The organism is Rhodococcus sp. ACPA4, assembly GCF_002300185.1.
Taxonomy (GTDB): domain Bacteria; phylum Actinomycetota; class Actinomycetes; order Mycobacteriales; family Mycobacteriaceae; genus Rhodococcus_F; species Rhodococcus_F globerula.
In genome coordinates this window covers 1,254,000-1,268,762 of record NZ_NSDY01000002.1, presented here as the reverse complement: position 1 = coordinate 1,268,762, position 14,763 = coordinate 1,254,000, and the positions used below count along the sequence as shown (strand labels likewise).

The window sequence follows — 14,763 nt, the reverse complement described above, 5'->3', positions numbered from 1 at the left end:
CGTCAGCGATGCGGCGACTGTCATGTTCCTGAACGAGCCCCGATTCGGCGACTTCATCGCGGACGACATCTGTGACACGTCGAAAGCCCGCGAAGCCCTCATGTGCATCTCTGCAGAGAGCAGAGAAGAGGTGGACAGCTTTGTCGATGCAGCCATCGCGGCCGGCGGCACCAAGTGGATGGAGCCTCAGGATCACGGCTTCATGTACGGACGTGCATTCCGCGACCTCGACAATCACGTCTGGGAGGTCATGTGGATGGACCCGGCTGCGGCAAATCCCCAGTAGTGGCGAATCCGCAGTAAGACTGCAACCGTCAGGGGTTGTGCGCGGGTTTCGCGTGCAACCCCTGATTTATTACAGCTCGGCCGGTAGACCGAACCTGGGAAACAGGCTGAGATCGAAGAAGCAGGTCACATGCGATATCCCCGACTCGGTGACGTCGAGAACATGCAGCTGGAAGGCATGGTGAATGCCGTCCTCCTGACGCATGTAGAGCCCGAACGCCGGCTGACCGTTGGCCGATGTAGGTAGTAGACGCATTGCCCCTGGCCCGTCGGCCGGGCATTTGTCCCCGATGAGCTGGCCGATCGCCTCGGGGCCGCGGTACCAACCCTCGAACGGCGGCATTTCCCAGACCGCGTCGCGCGTGAACAGCGCGACGATGGCGTCGACGTCGTAGCTCTCGAAGCTACGGACGTATTCACGCAGCAATGTTCGCGCTTCCCCGGAACTGGGTTCGATGAGAGTGTCTTCGGTAGGCGCGATATTGCTGATCTGTGCGCGCGCTCGTTGTAGAACGCTGTTGACCGCGGTCGTGGTGGTATCGAGGGCTTCGGCTACCTCTGCCGCTTTCCACTGCAACACGTCGCGCAACACCAATACCGCTCGCTGCCTCGGAGAGAGATGCTGCAGCGCCGCGATCAATGCCAACCGCACCGAATCTCGCTGCACCACCATGACGGCCGGATCGTTCACATCACCCAGCGACGAGTCGGCGATAGGTTCGAGCCAGGCGATCTCATTGCGCTCGATCAACTCGTCGGATGGATCCGAACTGGGCGCACCCAACCCTGTCGGAAGTGGTCGCTTGGCGCGCCCTTCCAAGGCGGTCAAACACGTATTCGTCGCGATACGATAAAGCCAGGTTCGAAACGACGATTGGCCGCGGAAACCGTCGAACCCCCGCCACGCGCGGATGAATGTTTCCTGGACCTGGTCCTCAGCATCATGGATGGAACCCATCATGCGATAGCAGTGCGCCAGAAGCTCTCGCCGATACGGATCGGCAAGTGTCAGAAAATCGCTGTCCAACGCCTGATCGACTGTCATTTCCTCAGACTAGTTGCCAAAGCCGAGATACACAGGAGGACTCGAGGCAACAACACATGTCATTTCCTGCCCCACAAACGAGAGGTTCCTATGCACGACACCACATCGATCAGCCACACTTTCGACGCTATCGCTCTCAAAGAGATGGACCCAGCACTCCTTGCGCTCGCAGTCTTGGAGGCAGCGGAGCGGGCGTCCATTTCCGTCGAAGCCTTGCAGCAAGCGATGAATGTAGCCGCGCTCGCTCACATCGACCAGAACCGCAAGAACGGAATCAAAAACCCGGAGGACCCCTATATCGTCCACCCGTTGCGCAATGTTCTCAGGCTCCTCCGATACGGATGCGTCGATGCCGACGTTCTGGCGGCCACGGCTCTCCACGACACGGTGGAAGATCAACCCCGCGCCGTTATCGAACTGTTGTCCGGCCACCCGACCTCCGAAGAGGACAAATCCTTACTCCAACAGTTAGCGTCACAGGCCATTTCGAATACCTTCGGCAGTCGAGTAGCGAATATCGTTGCAGCCGTTACTAATCCGATCAACGACAGTCAAGATGGAAATACTGTCAGTTATCAGGATCATGTCGTGGCGGCAATTGAAGATCCCGCCGTATTTCTCGTCAAATTCAGCGATTTCGTCGACAACGCGGGCAGCGTGAAGCATCTCGGCGAGCCGACGCGAACAAGGCTGTCCGCCAAGTACGCCCCCCTGGTCCGGTATTTCCGCACGGGGGCAAGCACACTCGGTAACCAGTTGAATCTTCCCCAGTCCGGACTTGACGACATCACTCACCATCTCGACGAACTGGAGGCTCGACTTCCGGTTGAGAGCTCAGATCCCCGCGAGCCCGAAAGCACTTCTACAGCAACGTAACTGGCAGTCATCGCAGTGAGGCCTGGGTTGAACCCTTGCCGCGAGTCACTCGGGGCCGCGCCGGGGTAGATCCGATTAAACCTGTGAGACGCAATTTCCTTGCTCTGCATTTGCGTGGCGTTAACGTACTCGCCAGTAGTACCGACGGGTAACACTGGCCAGTAGCATAGGGCAAATTCAAAACTACTGCGCCAGAATCGAATTTGTTACCCACGAGTATTCGTTTTCGGCCCCGACTCGGCGCTCCGTGATCCGCATCACAACGCCGAAAGTGTCTGTGGCACAGCCAATTAAACGATAAGCGTTACCGCAGTTCACGTTGACTAATATTCTTGAATTCGCCCAGGTGACATGTGGGCGCACATACTGCATCCTTAGATAAACCAGGGACTCCCTGGAGGCAGAAACACTATGTTGCTATTTCGTGATTGGAGCGGTTCTGAGTCCATGCCACAGGCGTGACGCGTGCACTCGGCGTCACCGGACTCACGAACCCACATGGCAAACACCTGCAGATGCGTATCCGGGGGCTAGCAATTCGCATCACCGCAGTTTTTGTCACAGCAGCAGTGCCCACAACCCGGAGCAAGTCAAAACCACAGCATGACGGTATGTGACGCACGATCAGCCCATATCGCGTCGTACGCGACGTATGAATCTCATCAAGGACGGTGGCAGTGACAATGTTCAAACGAATCGCAGTGGTCAATCGAGGTGAGGCCGCAGTCCGCCTGATCAGGGCAGTACGCGAACTGAATGCTGAACACGACTACGGCATTCGCGTCATTGCACTGCACACAGAGGCCGAGCGTCGGGCCATGTTCGTTCGCCAGGCAGACGAGGGCGTAACGCTGCGCAGCACCGGAACCGGCAGTCCGTATCTCGACTACGTCGAACTCGAACGGGCGTTGCTTGCAGCCAAGGCCGACGCAGTCTGGGTCGGCTGGGGCTTTGTCGCCGAAGATCCGGCCTTCGCGGAGATCGTGGCAAAACTTGGCATCACGTTCATCGGCCCCAGCGCCGACGCCATGCGACTGCTCGGCGACAAGGTTGCCGCGAAGATCCTCGCCGAGAAGGTCGGCGTCCCCGTCGCGCCGTGGAGCGGTGGGCCGGTCGACACGCGCGCCGACGCTCGTCGTCACGCACAGGCCATCGGCTACCCGCTGATCATCAAGGCTCGCAGTGGTGGTGGTGGACGAGGAATCCGCAAGGTCTGGGCCGAGGACGAACTCGAAGTTGCACTCGAGCGCACGCAGGGTGAGGCCGAACGTTCCTTCGGCGATCCCGTCGTATTCCTCGAACGCCTGGTCACCGACGCACGCCACGTCGAGGTGCAGATCATCGCCGACAACCACGGCAATGTCTGGGCCCCCGGCGTCCGCGACTGCTCGATTCAGCGTCGCAACCAGAAGGTCATCGAGGAATCTGCCTCCCCCGTCCTGACCGAAGAGCAGTCGGATCACCTCAAAGAGGTGTCGGCAGAACTCGTCAAGGCTGCGGGATACCAGGGCGCAGGCACTGTCGAGTACCTGTACCAGCCCGAGAACAAGCTGTTCACGTTCCTCGAGGTCAACACACGCCTGCAGGTCGAGCACCCCATCACCGAGGTCACCACGGGCATCGACCTGGTCAAGCTGCAGATCCTTGTTGCCAGCGGTGAGGAATTGGTCGGCGATTGCCCGCCCGCATTCGGTCACGCCGTCGAGGCTCGTCTCAACGCCGAAGACGCCGACAACGATTTTGCGCCGGCACCCGGCACCGTCCAGTTGCTGAAGTTCCCCCTCGGCTCGGGCATCCGCGTCGACACCGGAATCGCGGCTGGCGACGTCATTCCTCCCGACTACGACTCGATGGTCGCCAAGGTCATCGCCTGGGGACGCACCCGCCCGGAAGCCCTCGCACGCCTGCGCACGGCGTTGCGGGAAACCACCGTCGTACTCGACGGCGGCACCACTACCAAGTCGTTCCTCCTCGATCTTCTCGATCGTGACGAGGTCATCTCGGCGTCCGCCGACACCGGTTGGCTGGACCGCACCGGCGCTCTGGATTCCACGACGCGTCGCGCCGACGTCGCGCTTGTCGCCACCGCGATCGACGCCTACGACGCCGAGGAATCGCTCGAGCGCGCAGCATTCCTCGCGTCCGCCCGTGGTGGCCGTCCCCGCGCCAACCACGCGATCGGCCGCACCGTCGAGCTCAACTACCAAGGTCAGGCGTACAAGCTGACCGTCGGCCGTACCGGTCCGCACAGCTATCGCGTCGACGGCGATGCCGGTGATGTCGAGGTGGACGTCGATCGGCTCGGCGACTTCGAGTCACGCCTGGTCATCGGTGATCGACGTTTCCACATTGTCTCCGTCGCAAGCCCGTCGCGCTACCTCGTCGAGGTCGACGGCATCAGCCACCAGATCAGCCAGGACGACGCCGGTGTTGTCCGCGCGCCCGCTCCCGCTGTGGTTGTCGCAGTGCCGGTTTCCGTCGGAGACGACGTCGAAGCCGGTTCTACCCTTGTGGTTCTCGAATCCATGAAGATGGAAACCGCGGTTCGCGCGCCGTATGCCGGAAAGGTCCGCGAGGTCCTTGCGACGGTCAACTCGCAGGTCGACGCGGGAGCACCGCTGCTGCGTGTCGATCAGGTAGGCGACGAAGCTGTCACCGAGAAGGCTCCGCGCGTCGAATTCGATCTGTCCGCTTCGACTTCCGGTTCGGACACCCGCTCCGACGCTCTGGCCCAGCTCGAAGCCCTGACCGCGATGATCAGCGGTTACGACGTCAGCGGCAAGCATGCCAATGCGGTTCTCGCCGAGTACGACGCACTGCGCAGCGCTCTCGAGTCGGAAGATCGCGAACTGGTGCAGGCGGAACTTGCCGTTCTGACCACGTTCGCCGATATCTGCGAGCTCTCCCGCAACAAGCCCACGTCAGGCGAGACGGAGAAGGACGAGTCCGTCCACAGCCCGCGCGAGCATTTCCACACGTTCCTGCATTCGCTGGACGTCGAACGTGAGGGCGTCCCGGCGTCGTTCCGCACTCGCCTCGAGCGCGCCCTGCGCCACTACGACGTCACCGATCTCGACGATCGTGTCGCCGTCGAAGAAGCTGTCTACCGACTCTTCCTCGCATTGCAGCGCATGGAAGCCCAGATCCCGGTCATCGCAGCACTTCTCGAAGGCTGGCTCGCCGGCGACAAGGCTCCCGGCTGCTCGGCGCAGGAACTGAACGAGGTCCTCGACCGGCTGATCGTGGCAACGCAGGTGCGCTTCCCGGTTATCGGTGACGTCGCCCGCAACCTTCGATTCCGGTTCTTCGACGAGCCGCGCATCCGCAAGGTTCGCGAAGACGTGTACGACGGTGTGCGCGGAAACATCGCGTACCTCGAAGAGCAGCCGGACGCTGCAGACCGCGCCAAGCGGATCGCCAATCTCGTGGCAACGCCGGAACCGCTGCTCGATCTCTTGGGCCGCAAGATCGGTCTGGGTAGCCGTGACGGCGGACCGTTGGTCGAGGTCATCACGCGCCGCTACTACAAGATTCACTCCTTCGAGGACGTGCGGGCATTCGAGCATGTCGACCGTCGCTTTGTCACCGGTAACTTCGACCTCAAGGGTGACGGTCTCCATCTGGTCTCGACCGTAGCCGAATTCGACGCTCTCGGAACCGCTCTCGACGACGTCACCACGATCGCGCAGGACGCCCCGGCCGGTCGCGGTCTGGTGATCGACATCTACCTCGACTGGCCGAATCAGCCGGCCGACGGTGACACTCTTGTCGAGACACTCCGAACTGCGCTCTCTCGCAACGAGACCGTCAACCGCTCACGCCGCGTGACGGTCATCGTCTGCAACCCGAACGGTGATCCGGTCCGCTGGGTCACGTTCCGCCCTGTTGCCGGAGAACTGGTCGAGGACCAGATCATTCGCGACATGCACCCGTTGACCGGTCAGCGTCTCGACATGTGGCGTCTGAAGAACTTCAACGGCAAGCGCCTTCCCGCCCCGGAGAACACCTACCTGTTCCACCTCTCCGCCAAGGAAAACCCGTCGGACGAGCGTCTGATCGCGCTGGCCGAGATTCGCGACGTGACACCGCAACTCGACGACGAAGGCCGGATGGTTGCGCTTCCCGCAATCGAACGCACCCTCGCCGCGTGCCTCGACGGTATCCGCCGCGCCCAGAGCCAACGCGGCGACAAGCGTCGTCTTGCCGCCAACCGGGTTGTTCTCTACGTGTGGCCACTTGCCGACGTTCCCGCTGATCGATTCTCCGTGATCGCACAGAACGCCGCCCGCCTCACCGTCGGCGCCGGAATCGAAGAGATCACCCTGATCACGCGTCTCAAGGATCCCAAGGGCGGAGCGCCCGAGGAAGTTGCGTTGCGCTTCTCGTACCGCGCCGGCGCCGGGGTGGTCATCAACAAGACCACCCCGCCCACCGAGCCGCTGCTCCCCCTCGACTCGTACGCCCAGAAGGTGCAGAGCTCACGCGCTCGCGGCACCGTCTACCCGTACGAACTGGTGCCACTCCTCACCGGCAACAAGGGCACGTTCGTCGAGCACGATTTCGACGACGCCGGAGTTCTGGCTCCCGTCGACCGCCCGTTCGGCCTCAACAAGGCCGGAATTGTTGTCGGACTTGTCAACACGCCGACACCTCGCTACCCCGAGGGCATGACCCGCGTCGCACTGTTCGGTGATCCCACGAAAGCACTGGGAACTGTTGCCGAGGCCGAGTGCTCCCGCGTTGTCGCTGCCATCGACCTGGCTGAGAAGCTGAACGTGCCCGTCGAGTGGTTTGCACTGTCCTCCGGTGCCACCATCTCCATGGACAGCGGCACCGAGAACATGGACTGGGTCTCCCGCGGCCTGCGCCGGATCATCACGTTCACGCAGAACGGCGGCGAGATCAACATCGTTGTCACCGGCATCAACGTCGGCGCGCAGCCGTACTGGAACGCCGAAGCCACGATGCTCATGCACACCAAGGGCATTCTGGTGATGACCCCGGACAGCGCCATGGTTCTGACCGGCAAGCAGTCACTGGACTACTCCGGTGGTGTCTCGGCTGAAGACAACTTCGGCATCGGCGGCTACGACCGCGTCATGGGCCCCAACGGCCAGGCACAGTACTGGGCACCCGACCTCACGGCCGCGTGCGAAATCCTGTTCCGCCACTACGCGCACTCGTACCTCGCTCCCGGAGAACGCTTCCCGCGTCGGGCGAACACAGCCGACCCGGTCGACCGTGACGTGCGTAGTTTCCCGCACACCCACCCGTCGAGCGACTTCGAGACCGTCGGCGACGTCTTCTCGTCCGTCAAGAACCCGGATCGCAAGAAGCCCTTCGACATTCGGACGGTCATGCGTTCGGTGGTCGACCAGGACCACTCCGTGCTCGAGCGGTGGGCCGACATGGCCGGCGCAGACACCTCCGTGGTGATCGACGCGCACCTCTCCGGATACCCGGTCACCGTTGTCGGCATCGAGTCTCGCGCAATTCCGCGTAAGGGACACTTCCCCGCCGACGGTCCGGACACCTGGACGTCGGGAACGCTGTTCCCGAACTCGTCGAAGAAGACGGCCCGCGCCATCAACGCTGCAAGTGGCAACCGTCCGATCGTGGTGCTGGCCAACCTGTCCGGCTTCGACGGCTCCCCCGAGTCGCTGCGCAACATTCAGCTGGAATACGGCGCCGAGATCGGCCGGGCCATCGTCAACTTCGACGGCCCGATCGTGTTCTGCGTCGTCTCCCGCTACCACGGTGGCGCGTTTGTGGTGTTCTCCGGAGCACTCAACGACAACATGGAAGTTCTGGCCGTGGAAGGATCGTTTGCGTCCGTCCTCGGCGGCGCACCCGCCGCAGCGGTGGTGTTCACTCGCGACGTGAACACCCGCACCAACAAGGACCCGAAGGTTCAGCAGCTGGAATCGGATCTTGCCGCAGCGAAGGACGACACCGAAAAGGCACGCCTGCGAGTCGAACTGAGTGCCCAGCGCATCGCAGTGCGCTCCGACAAGCTCGGCGAGGTGGCATCGGAGTTCGAGGCCATCCACAACATCCAGCGCGCCCGTGAGGTCGGATCGGTGGATGCGATCGTGCCTGCCGCCGAACTGCGTCCGCAGATCATCGCGGCCGTCGAGCGTGGCATGAAGCGCGCAGTCGCGCAGCAGTAATCACAGCAGACAGATGGCCCCCGTCGGATAATTCCGGCGGGGGCCATCTGTGTTTCAGCTCTTGTTCTCGGGCAGCACCAACCGCTCGATGACGGGCGAGGCGACGGCAGCTAGAGTCGTTGCGCCGCACGCACATCCGATTGCCTGTGCCCAGGCAAGCGGACCGAGTGGAGTGCAACCGAGGAACTGGCTCACGACCGGGGTACTGACAAGAATGCTGAGCACCCCAACAGACCCCACAGCCGTCGCGACTACCAGTGGACTTCTCGATTCGATCAAGGTTTGACCGAGCTGAGTACCCACCAACGCCACCAGAGCCACCGTCGACGCACGCCGCGCTCGACCGGTCATCCGGGCAAGAATCCACGCGGACAGAGCACCGGCCGCGGTTGCGCCGCCGCGGACGGCAATGGTGCGCCACAAAGCGTCTGCGTCCGTGGCCGGCGTATCGCTGCGGCCCTCGGCAGTCGGCGTACTCACTGCCAATGCCGCGGCGGGCAACGCATCGGTCATAAGATTGACCAGCAACATCTGCCGCGCATTGAGCGGAGATATCCCGGACAAAGCGCTACCCATCAAGGCAAACGCCACTTCACCCGCGTTACCGCCGAGCAGGACACCCACCGCGGAGCGCACCCGCTGCCATAACTGCGCTCCTTCGTCGAGCGCGTCGATCAGTCCACTGACCCGACCTTCCAGAAGGACGATGTCCGCGGCGCCCCTGGCAGGATCGCTTCCGCTGGACGCAACTCCGATACCCACGCTGGCAGCGCGGATCGCTGCAGCGTCGTTAGCGCCGTCACCCACCATCGCGCACACCGAGCCACTGGACTCCAGAGCATGGACAACCTGCACCTTGTGCTCAGGTGTCATCCGCGCGAACACGGTTCGTTCCGCGACCGCTGCCTCCTTTTCGGTGTGGGACATGTTCTCCCACTCCGAACCGGTGAGCACGTCATCCGGGTCCACGTCCAACCCCAACTCCCCCGCAACCGCTGCCGCGGTCAGTGGATGATCGCCGGTAATGACCCGCACGCCCAGTCCCCGATCGCGAAGTTCCGCGACAAGTTGCCCGGCATCGGAGCGGAGGGTGTCGGAAAGCCCGAGCAGTCCCACCGGCTCCAGATCATGTGCGCAGCACTCTTCCAGAAACTCGGGATCCTGCGCAGCACGCTGAGCGGCCGACTCGGACAGCTCACGCTGAGCCACCGCGATGACCCGGAGTCCGCGCTTTGCCATCTTCTTGACATGCCCTGAGGACACACGCTTTTTCGATGCGGCTGCATGCGAAACGAACTCGGGTGAACCTTTGAGGGCAATCCGATGCCCGATCAGCGCGGCAGAATACGGCCGGCCGGATCGGAACGGCACCATCGCCGACGCTTCCGCATCCTCGAATACAAGTGGATGCGCCAAAACGTCGTCGGCTGCACTGACAACAGCCGCGTCGGTCGAGTGAAAGACCTGATCTCCACTGTTACTCAAGGCACTTCGCGCGGCAACTTCCAGAATCCGATTTCCCCGCCATCCGTCGACCCGCTCTACTGCCGCGACGTGCAGATGGTTCTCGCTCAGCGTTCCGGTTTTGTCGAAGCACACCACGTCCACACGACCCAGCGCTTCGATCGAACGCGGTGAACGTACCAGCGCTCCCACCGAGGTCAGTCTGCGCGCAGCGGCCTGCTGCGCCAGCGTGGCAACCAACGGCAGACCTTCCGGCACAGCGGCAACGGCAACAGCGACGCCACCGGTCACCGCCTGCCGTAGCGCTGTGCCACGTAGCAGTCCTAGCGCGGTCACCAACGCCCCGCCGCCGAGACTGACGGGGAGCGTTTTTCGGGTGAGATCTCGGAGTCTGTGCGTCAATCCCACTTCGGGGCCACGCTGCGGTGCCCGGACATCGACTTTGCGCGCTTCGGTCTGCGAGCCCACGGCGGTCACCACTGCGCGAGCCGCGCCGGCAACGACGGTTGTGCCAGCGTAGATCATGCAGCTTCGCTCGGCCACCGGCACTCCTGGAGTGGGGTCGGTCTGTTTCTCGACCGGCATGGATTCTCCGGTCAAAGAGGATTCGTCGACCTCGAGCGAATCGACGTCGAGAAGCCGAGCGTCGGCAGGCACCACATCTCCGGATTCGAGAACGAGGATATTGCCGATTCTCAATTGATCTGCCGGAACCCGCTCAGGCTCCGACCCGTTCGATACCCGTCGCGCCAACGGCTCCTGCACCCGAAGTAGTTCACGAACAACATGTTCCGAGTGCAGTCGCTGGATCGCAGACAGAGTGGCATTGCCGGTCAATACGGAGCCCACCAGAAATGCATCGATCGGCGAGCCCAGAATTGCACTGGCCGCCGATCCCGTCGCCAGCACCGGCGTCAAGGGATCCGACAACTCGGATCGGACCGCATCCAGAACGTCACGGCCCACCCGGACCGGCGCAGCGACGCGCGCCAAGCTTCCGGATCGTGTTTCAGCCGGCGCCTTCTCGTCGGGCGACGGTAGTTCGTGTAGCACTTCGTCGGTACCCAGTTCATGCCAGTCGTTACGCGAGGAACCTTCGGGTACTTCGACACCGACTGCCGAGCGCGCCAACCTGAACCCGGTCCACAGCGCGGCGCCGGCCCCGACCGTAATCGGCCCCGGCCCGCGTCCGCGTACGCCGGGAAGCATGACCAATGCACCCAGGACCGAAGCACCGCTGGATAATTCGACGCCGCGTCTCGTCGCCGCCCGCGCCGCCGGCAGAGCATGCAGCACGCGCCATACTCCGGCAAGGTCGTGTTCGAGGATATCCGCCGACGGCGGCGCCCGATCAGGCTCGGCCACACCGATCCTGAGCACAGCGGGCCCGGAGAGGCGGACTGAACTGACCACGCAGACATGTGCGCGGGCTTCCGACAGCGTCGTCAGCGCCGATTCCAAAGCCCGGTCGACCTCTCGGTCGCTGTCGCCGGGAACCTCGAGGAGTTCGTCGAAACCGCCGCGCAGAGACCCGAGAGTGTCGACATCGAGGCTGACGGCGCGCACCCCAGCAATCCGCAATTCCGCTACTACGGCTTGTGCCAACGGTTTGCGGGTGGGACGCACAAGCACATCCGCGCCGCCGATCCGATGCCAGCCAACAGTAAGCTTGTCGTTTCCCAGTTTTCGCCGCGAACGGTTCCAGATATGAACCCGGTCCGAGTCCGCGACACCGCGGATGTCTGCCACCCGAAGCTCCTGTGTGAGGAGTACACGCGGATCGATCAGAACTGTGTCGACCCGGTCGAGCCGCCGAGCGGCACCGGGGTCGACAACCAGCGATCCCTCGCGCTGCCACAGCTCCCTCGTCAGTACTGCGGCAAACGCCTCTCGGGAAATCCGCAACGCCCTCGGCGCCGCAACGCGCACTGCCGTCGATGCGATCTCGGAATTCTGTGTGACAGCACCGATCACAGCACCACTTGCCAACTGGGCCAGCGCTACTCGCTCCGCGTGACGCTCACCTTGCCCGCGGCTCTCACCGTCCGGCACCTCCGACGACACGGCAACACCCCACTCCTGCGATGCATTACGCAGGCTCCAGGCCTCGCCGAGCAGCAGCGACCGCATGCCGAGATCAACCGTCAACGCCGCAGGGGCCTGTGTCACCACGTCGGTCACCGACTTGGCCGATTCGAGGATCAGATCGGTCAATTCGCGCCCGAGCATACGTTCCAACTGCTGACGCAGAGCCGGTTGATGATGCAGGACCGAGACGCCGGCCGCGAGCAACGACGATCCAGGCAGGTTCGGTACCCGCGTCACCGAACCTGCCAGTGCCGGAACAATTCCCGCGGCCGCAATGGCCGTACTGAAGGCCCGTCCGATCAATTGGCGCTCGGCCGTGGATCGAAACGGCGTGGACAGAAGTCCGGTGAGTCCGGCTGGGAACATACTCACGCCACCGGTCCCGGTTTGGTCGTATATTTTTCCGGCGTGCCCACACCTGCCACCTGCGCAGAACCAGGCGTCTGGGCGGCACCCAGTTCCGCTCTCGCAGTCTTTTCGATTTTCTTCGGCTCACCTTCTCTCTCACCGTGACGATCCCGCTCACCGTCGGGACGATCCCACTGCCGTAGCACGACGGCCGCGCCGCCCACGCCCAGTAGGATCGGCCACTCGACCAAACCGGCAGCACCCATCGCCGCGAGTGTGAGAACAGCCGTCGGCGTCGACTTGCTTCCTGCTCGCATACCGTCGCGCATGCCACCGACCGCGCCCCGGATTCCGCCGTTCACTCCTCCGACAACGCCACCACCCACGGCTCCCACCGCACTGGTGGTCACGCTCGCCGCGCCCGTTACTACCCGCGTCGCTTCACTGACCATCGACATCGGACTCTCCTTCTCACAGTCCGTCGAACAAGGTTCATTACCAATTGGCCATACCCCACACCGCCAGAGGCAATCACGAACAGCAACGATTTCGACCCGCTCTCCGGACGCCACACCCCCTACGAGACTGCTACGCGGTACGGTTCGAACGTCGGCGAATGGCGTCGACGTTGCATCGACGGGAGTTCTGCGCAGTGGCGAAAATCGGCAGCTCGGATATCGACATTTTTCGGTTGTCCTTGGGCGGCAACCCCTTCGGGTGGACCGCCGACGAGGCGACGTCCTTCGAGATACTCGACGCCTTTGCCGAATCCGGCGCGAACTTCATCGACACCTCGGACTCGTACACCGCCTCCGCTCCGGGTAACTCCGGCGGAGAATCCGAAACCATCATCGGAAAGTGGATCACCGATCGTGGCCTCCGGGACGACATAGTCGTTGCCACCAAGGTCGGCAGCCACCCCGATTTCAAGGGGTTGAAGGCAGAAACCATCGCCGCAGCAGCGGACGCGTCACTTCGCCGCCTCCAAGCCGACCGCATCGATCTGTACTACGCACACTTCGACGATCCGAGTACACCGCTCGAGGAAACTCTCGAAGCGCTCAACGCACTGGTCGAGAGCGGCAAGGTTCGATACCTCGGAATCTCGAACTACACCCCCGAACGCGTGCGCGAATGGTTGCGAATCACCGAGGAGAACGGGTACGCGCGACCCATAGCGCTGCAGCCCCACTACAACCTGGTGCACCGGAAATCGTACGAACCGGAGCTCGCGAAGATCGCCACCGACAACAACATCAGCGTCTTTCCCTACTTTGCACTCGCGTCCGGGTTCCTCACCGGAAAGTACCGAACCCGCGCGGATATCGACGGAAGTCCCCGCGAACGCATCACGGCAAGTTACTTCAGCGACGCAGGCCTGGCGGTGGTCGACGCGATTGCCGAGATCGCCGAAAATCACACCTGTGAAATGTCGACCGTCGCTTTGGCCTGGCTGCTGACCCGGCCCGGTATCACCGCGCCCATTGCCAGCGTCAGCCGAGTGGAACAGCTTCCGGCGCTACTCGACGCACCGGATCTGGTGCTCACGTCGGATGAGCTCGACCTGCTCGAACAAGTGTCTGCAGCAGTGGGAGCTTAGGCGCAGTGACGGGAGCTTAGGCGCTTCGGCGGTGCCGCGAACCCAACGCGGCGCCGTCGACAGTCCAGAACACCCAACCGTCGTAGCTCTCGATATCTCCGGAAATATGTCCGGTGACAGCATTCGCAGCAGCTGTCGGGTTGGGGAACCTTCGTCCCTCCATGGGGCCACGCATGATTTCGAGTACACCGCTCGTTTCGTCGAATCGACCGATCCAGCGGTACCCGTGGCAATCGGCGCTCACCTCGACGCGCAGATCGATCACCGGGATCTCGTCGTCGGCGGCGCTCGCACGACGCTTCTTGACGACAACCGCAGTCTTCGCGCGCTTCGGTGCTACCGGCGCTGCAACCTGGATGCTCGGATCCTTGACCGCAGCGACGCCCAGAACGTCCCAGCGGTCATGACCGTGGGCAACTCGTCCACGCGCAATCGCGTGATGCCCCGTCCGGGTGCGACCAGGGGTGTCCATCATCCACAGATCGACCTCGGACCGGATATCGTCCGCCACCTCCACCGACGGCAGCATGAAGAACTGGTGAGGCGTAATCGCAAGATCGACAAAAACCCAGAACTCGGAGCGAGTGTCGTCGCTCTCGATCGACTCGTCCTGGCGCCTGGCCTGCCAATCACCATCGAGCTTGGACCGAACCCGGACGATGCGGGTACTGCCGTCATTGCCCGTCACCTGCACCGGGTTGCGGCGCGAATGCGTCAACCGCACGGCCTGGCCCCCACGCTGGGTTACTTCGGAAATGAACGCGTTGATGCCACGACTTGCGGTGTCTTCCATGGTCGACTTTCTTGAAGCTGTTGCGCCCGGTATCGCCAGATCGGCCTGCGGGTGAGGCGCCAGCGAACAATTGTCGCGTCCAACGCCCGGCGAA

8 protein-coding genes (1 of these 8 cut by a window edge) are annotated in these 14,763 nt (G+C 62.9%); 4 read left to right on the top strand and 4 right to left on the bottom strand.

Features of this window, described 5'->3' with window-relative positions:
- Window positions 1–286: the 3' portion of a VOC family protein gene (locus CJ178_RS29225; protein WP_033236742.1), read on the top strand. Its footprint begins 122 nt before the window's first position; 286 of the gene's 408 nt are visible here — the last part of the coding sequence; its start codon lies beyond the left edge, outside the window; its stop codon occupies window positions 284–286.
- A 69-nt stretch (window positions 287–355) separates the two neighbouring features.
- Here the strand turns inward: CJ178_RS29225 and CJ178_RS29220 are convergent, their stop codons facing one another.
- Window positions 356–1,330 (bottom strand): sigma-70 family RNA polymerase sigma factor, encoded by a 975-nt coding sequence (locus tag CJ178_RS29220; RefSeq protein WP_045069594.1) that lies wholly within the window; start codon window positions 1,328–1,330, stop codon window positions 356–358.
- Window positions 1,331–1,504: 174 nt separating this feature from the next.
- Between CJ178_RS29220 and CJ178_RS29215 the strand changes: the two genes are divergently transcribed.
- Together CJ178_RS29215 and CJ178_RS29210 are read left to right on the top strand one after the other, a co-directional pair.
- A complete protein-coding gene (locus CJ178_RS29215) occupies window positions 1,505–2,206 on the top strand; it encodes an HD domain-containing protein (protein WP_172937465.1) in 702 nt (233 codons plus the stop codon).
- A 683-nt stretch (window positions 2,207–2,889) separates the two neighbouring features.
- Window positions 2,890–8,376 (top strand): ATP-binding protein, encoded by a 5,487-nt coding sequence (locus CJ178_RS29210; RefSeq protein ID WP_095888559.1) that lies wholly within the window; start codon window positions 2,890–2,892, stop codon window positions 8,374–8,376.
- 54 nt (window positions 8,377–8,430) lie between these two features.
- Here CJ178_RS29210 and CJ178_RS29205 read toward each other — a convergent pair whose 3' ends face one another.
- A complete protein-coding gene (locus tag CJ178_RS29205) occupies window positions 8,431–12,294 on the bottom strand; it encodes a cation-translocating P-type ATPase (RefSeq protein ID WP_095888558.1) in 3,864 nt (1,287 codons plus the stop codon).
- A 2-nt stretch (window positions 12,295–12,296) separates the two neighbouring features.
- On the bottom strand, window positions 12,297–12,734 hold the full coding sequence (locus CJ178_RS29200) for a hypothetical protein (protein ID WP_045069590.1): 438 nt from the start codon (window positions 12,732–12,734) through the stop codon (window positions 12,297–12,299).
- Between the two features lie 194 nt (window positions 12,735–12,928).
- On the opposite strand from CJ178_RS29200, the gene CJ178_RS29195 reads away from it, so the two are divergent.
- Window positions 12,929–13,876, top strand: a complete 948-nt coding sequence (locus CJ178_RS29195; protein WP_084702989.1) for an aldo/keto reductase — start codon at window positions 12,929–12,931, stop codon at window positions 13,874–13,876.
- Window positions 13,877–13,892: 16 nt separating this feature from the next.
- Here CJ178_RS29195 and CJ178_RS29190 read toward each other — a convergent pair whose 3' ends face one another.
- A complete protein-coding gene (locus tag CJ178_RS29190; RefSeq protein ID WP_033236739.1) occupies window positions 13,893–14,669 on the bottom strand; it encodes a hypothetical protein in 777 nt (258 codons plus the stop codon).
- Window positions 14,670–14,763 lie beyond the last annotated feature (94 nt).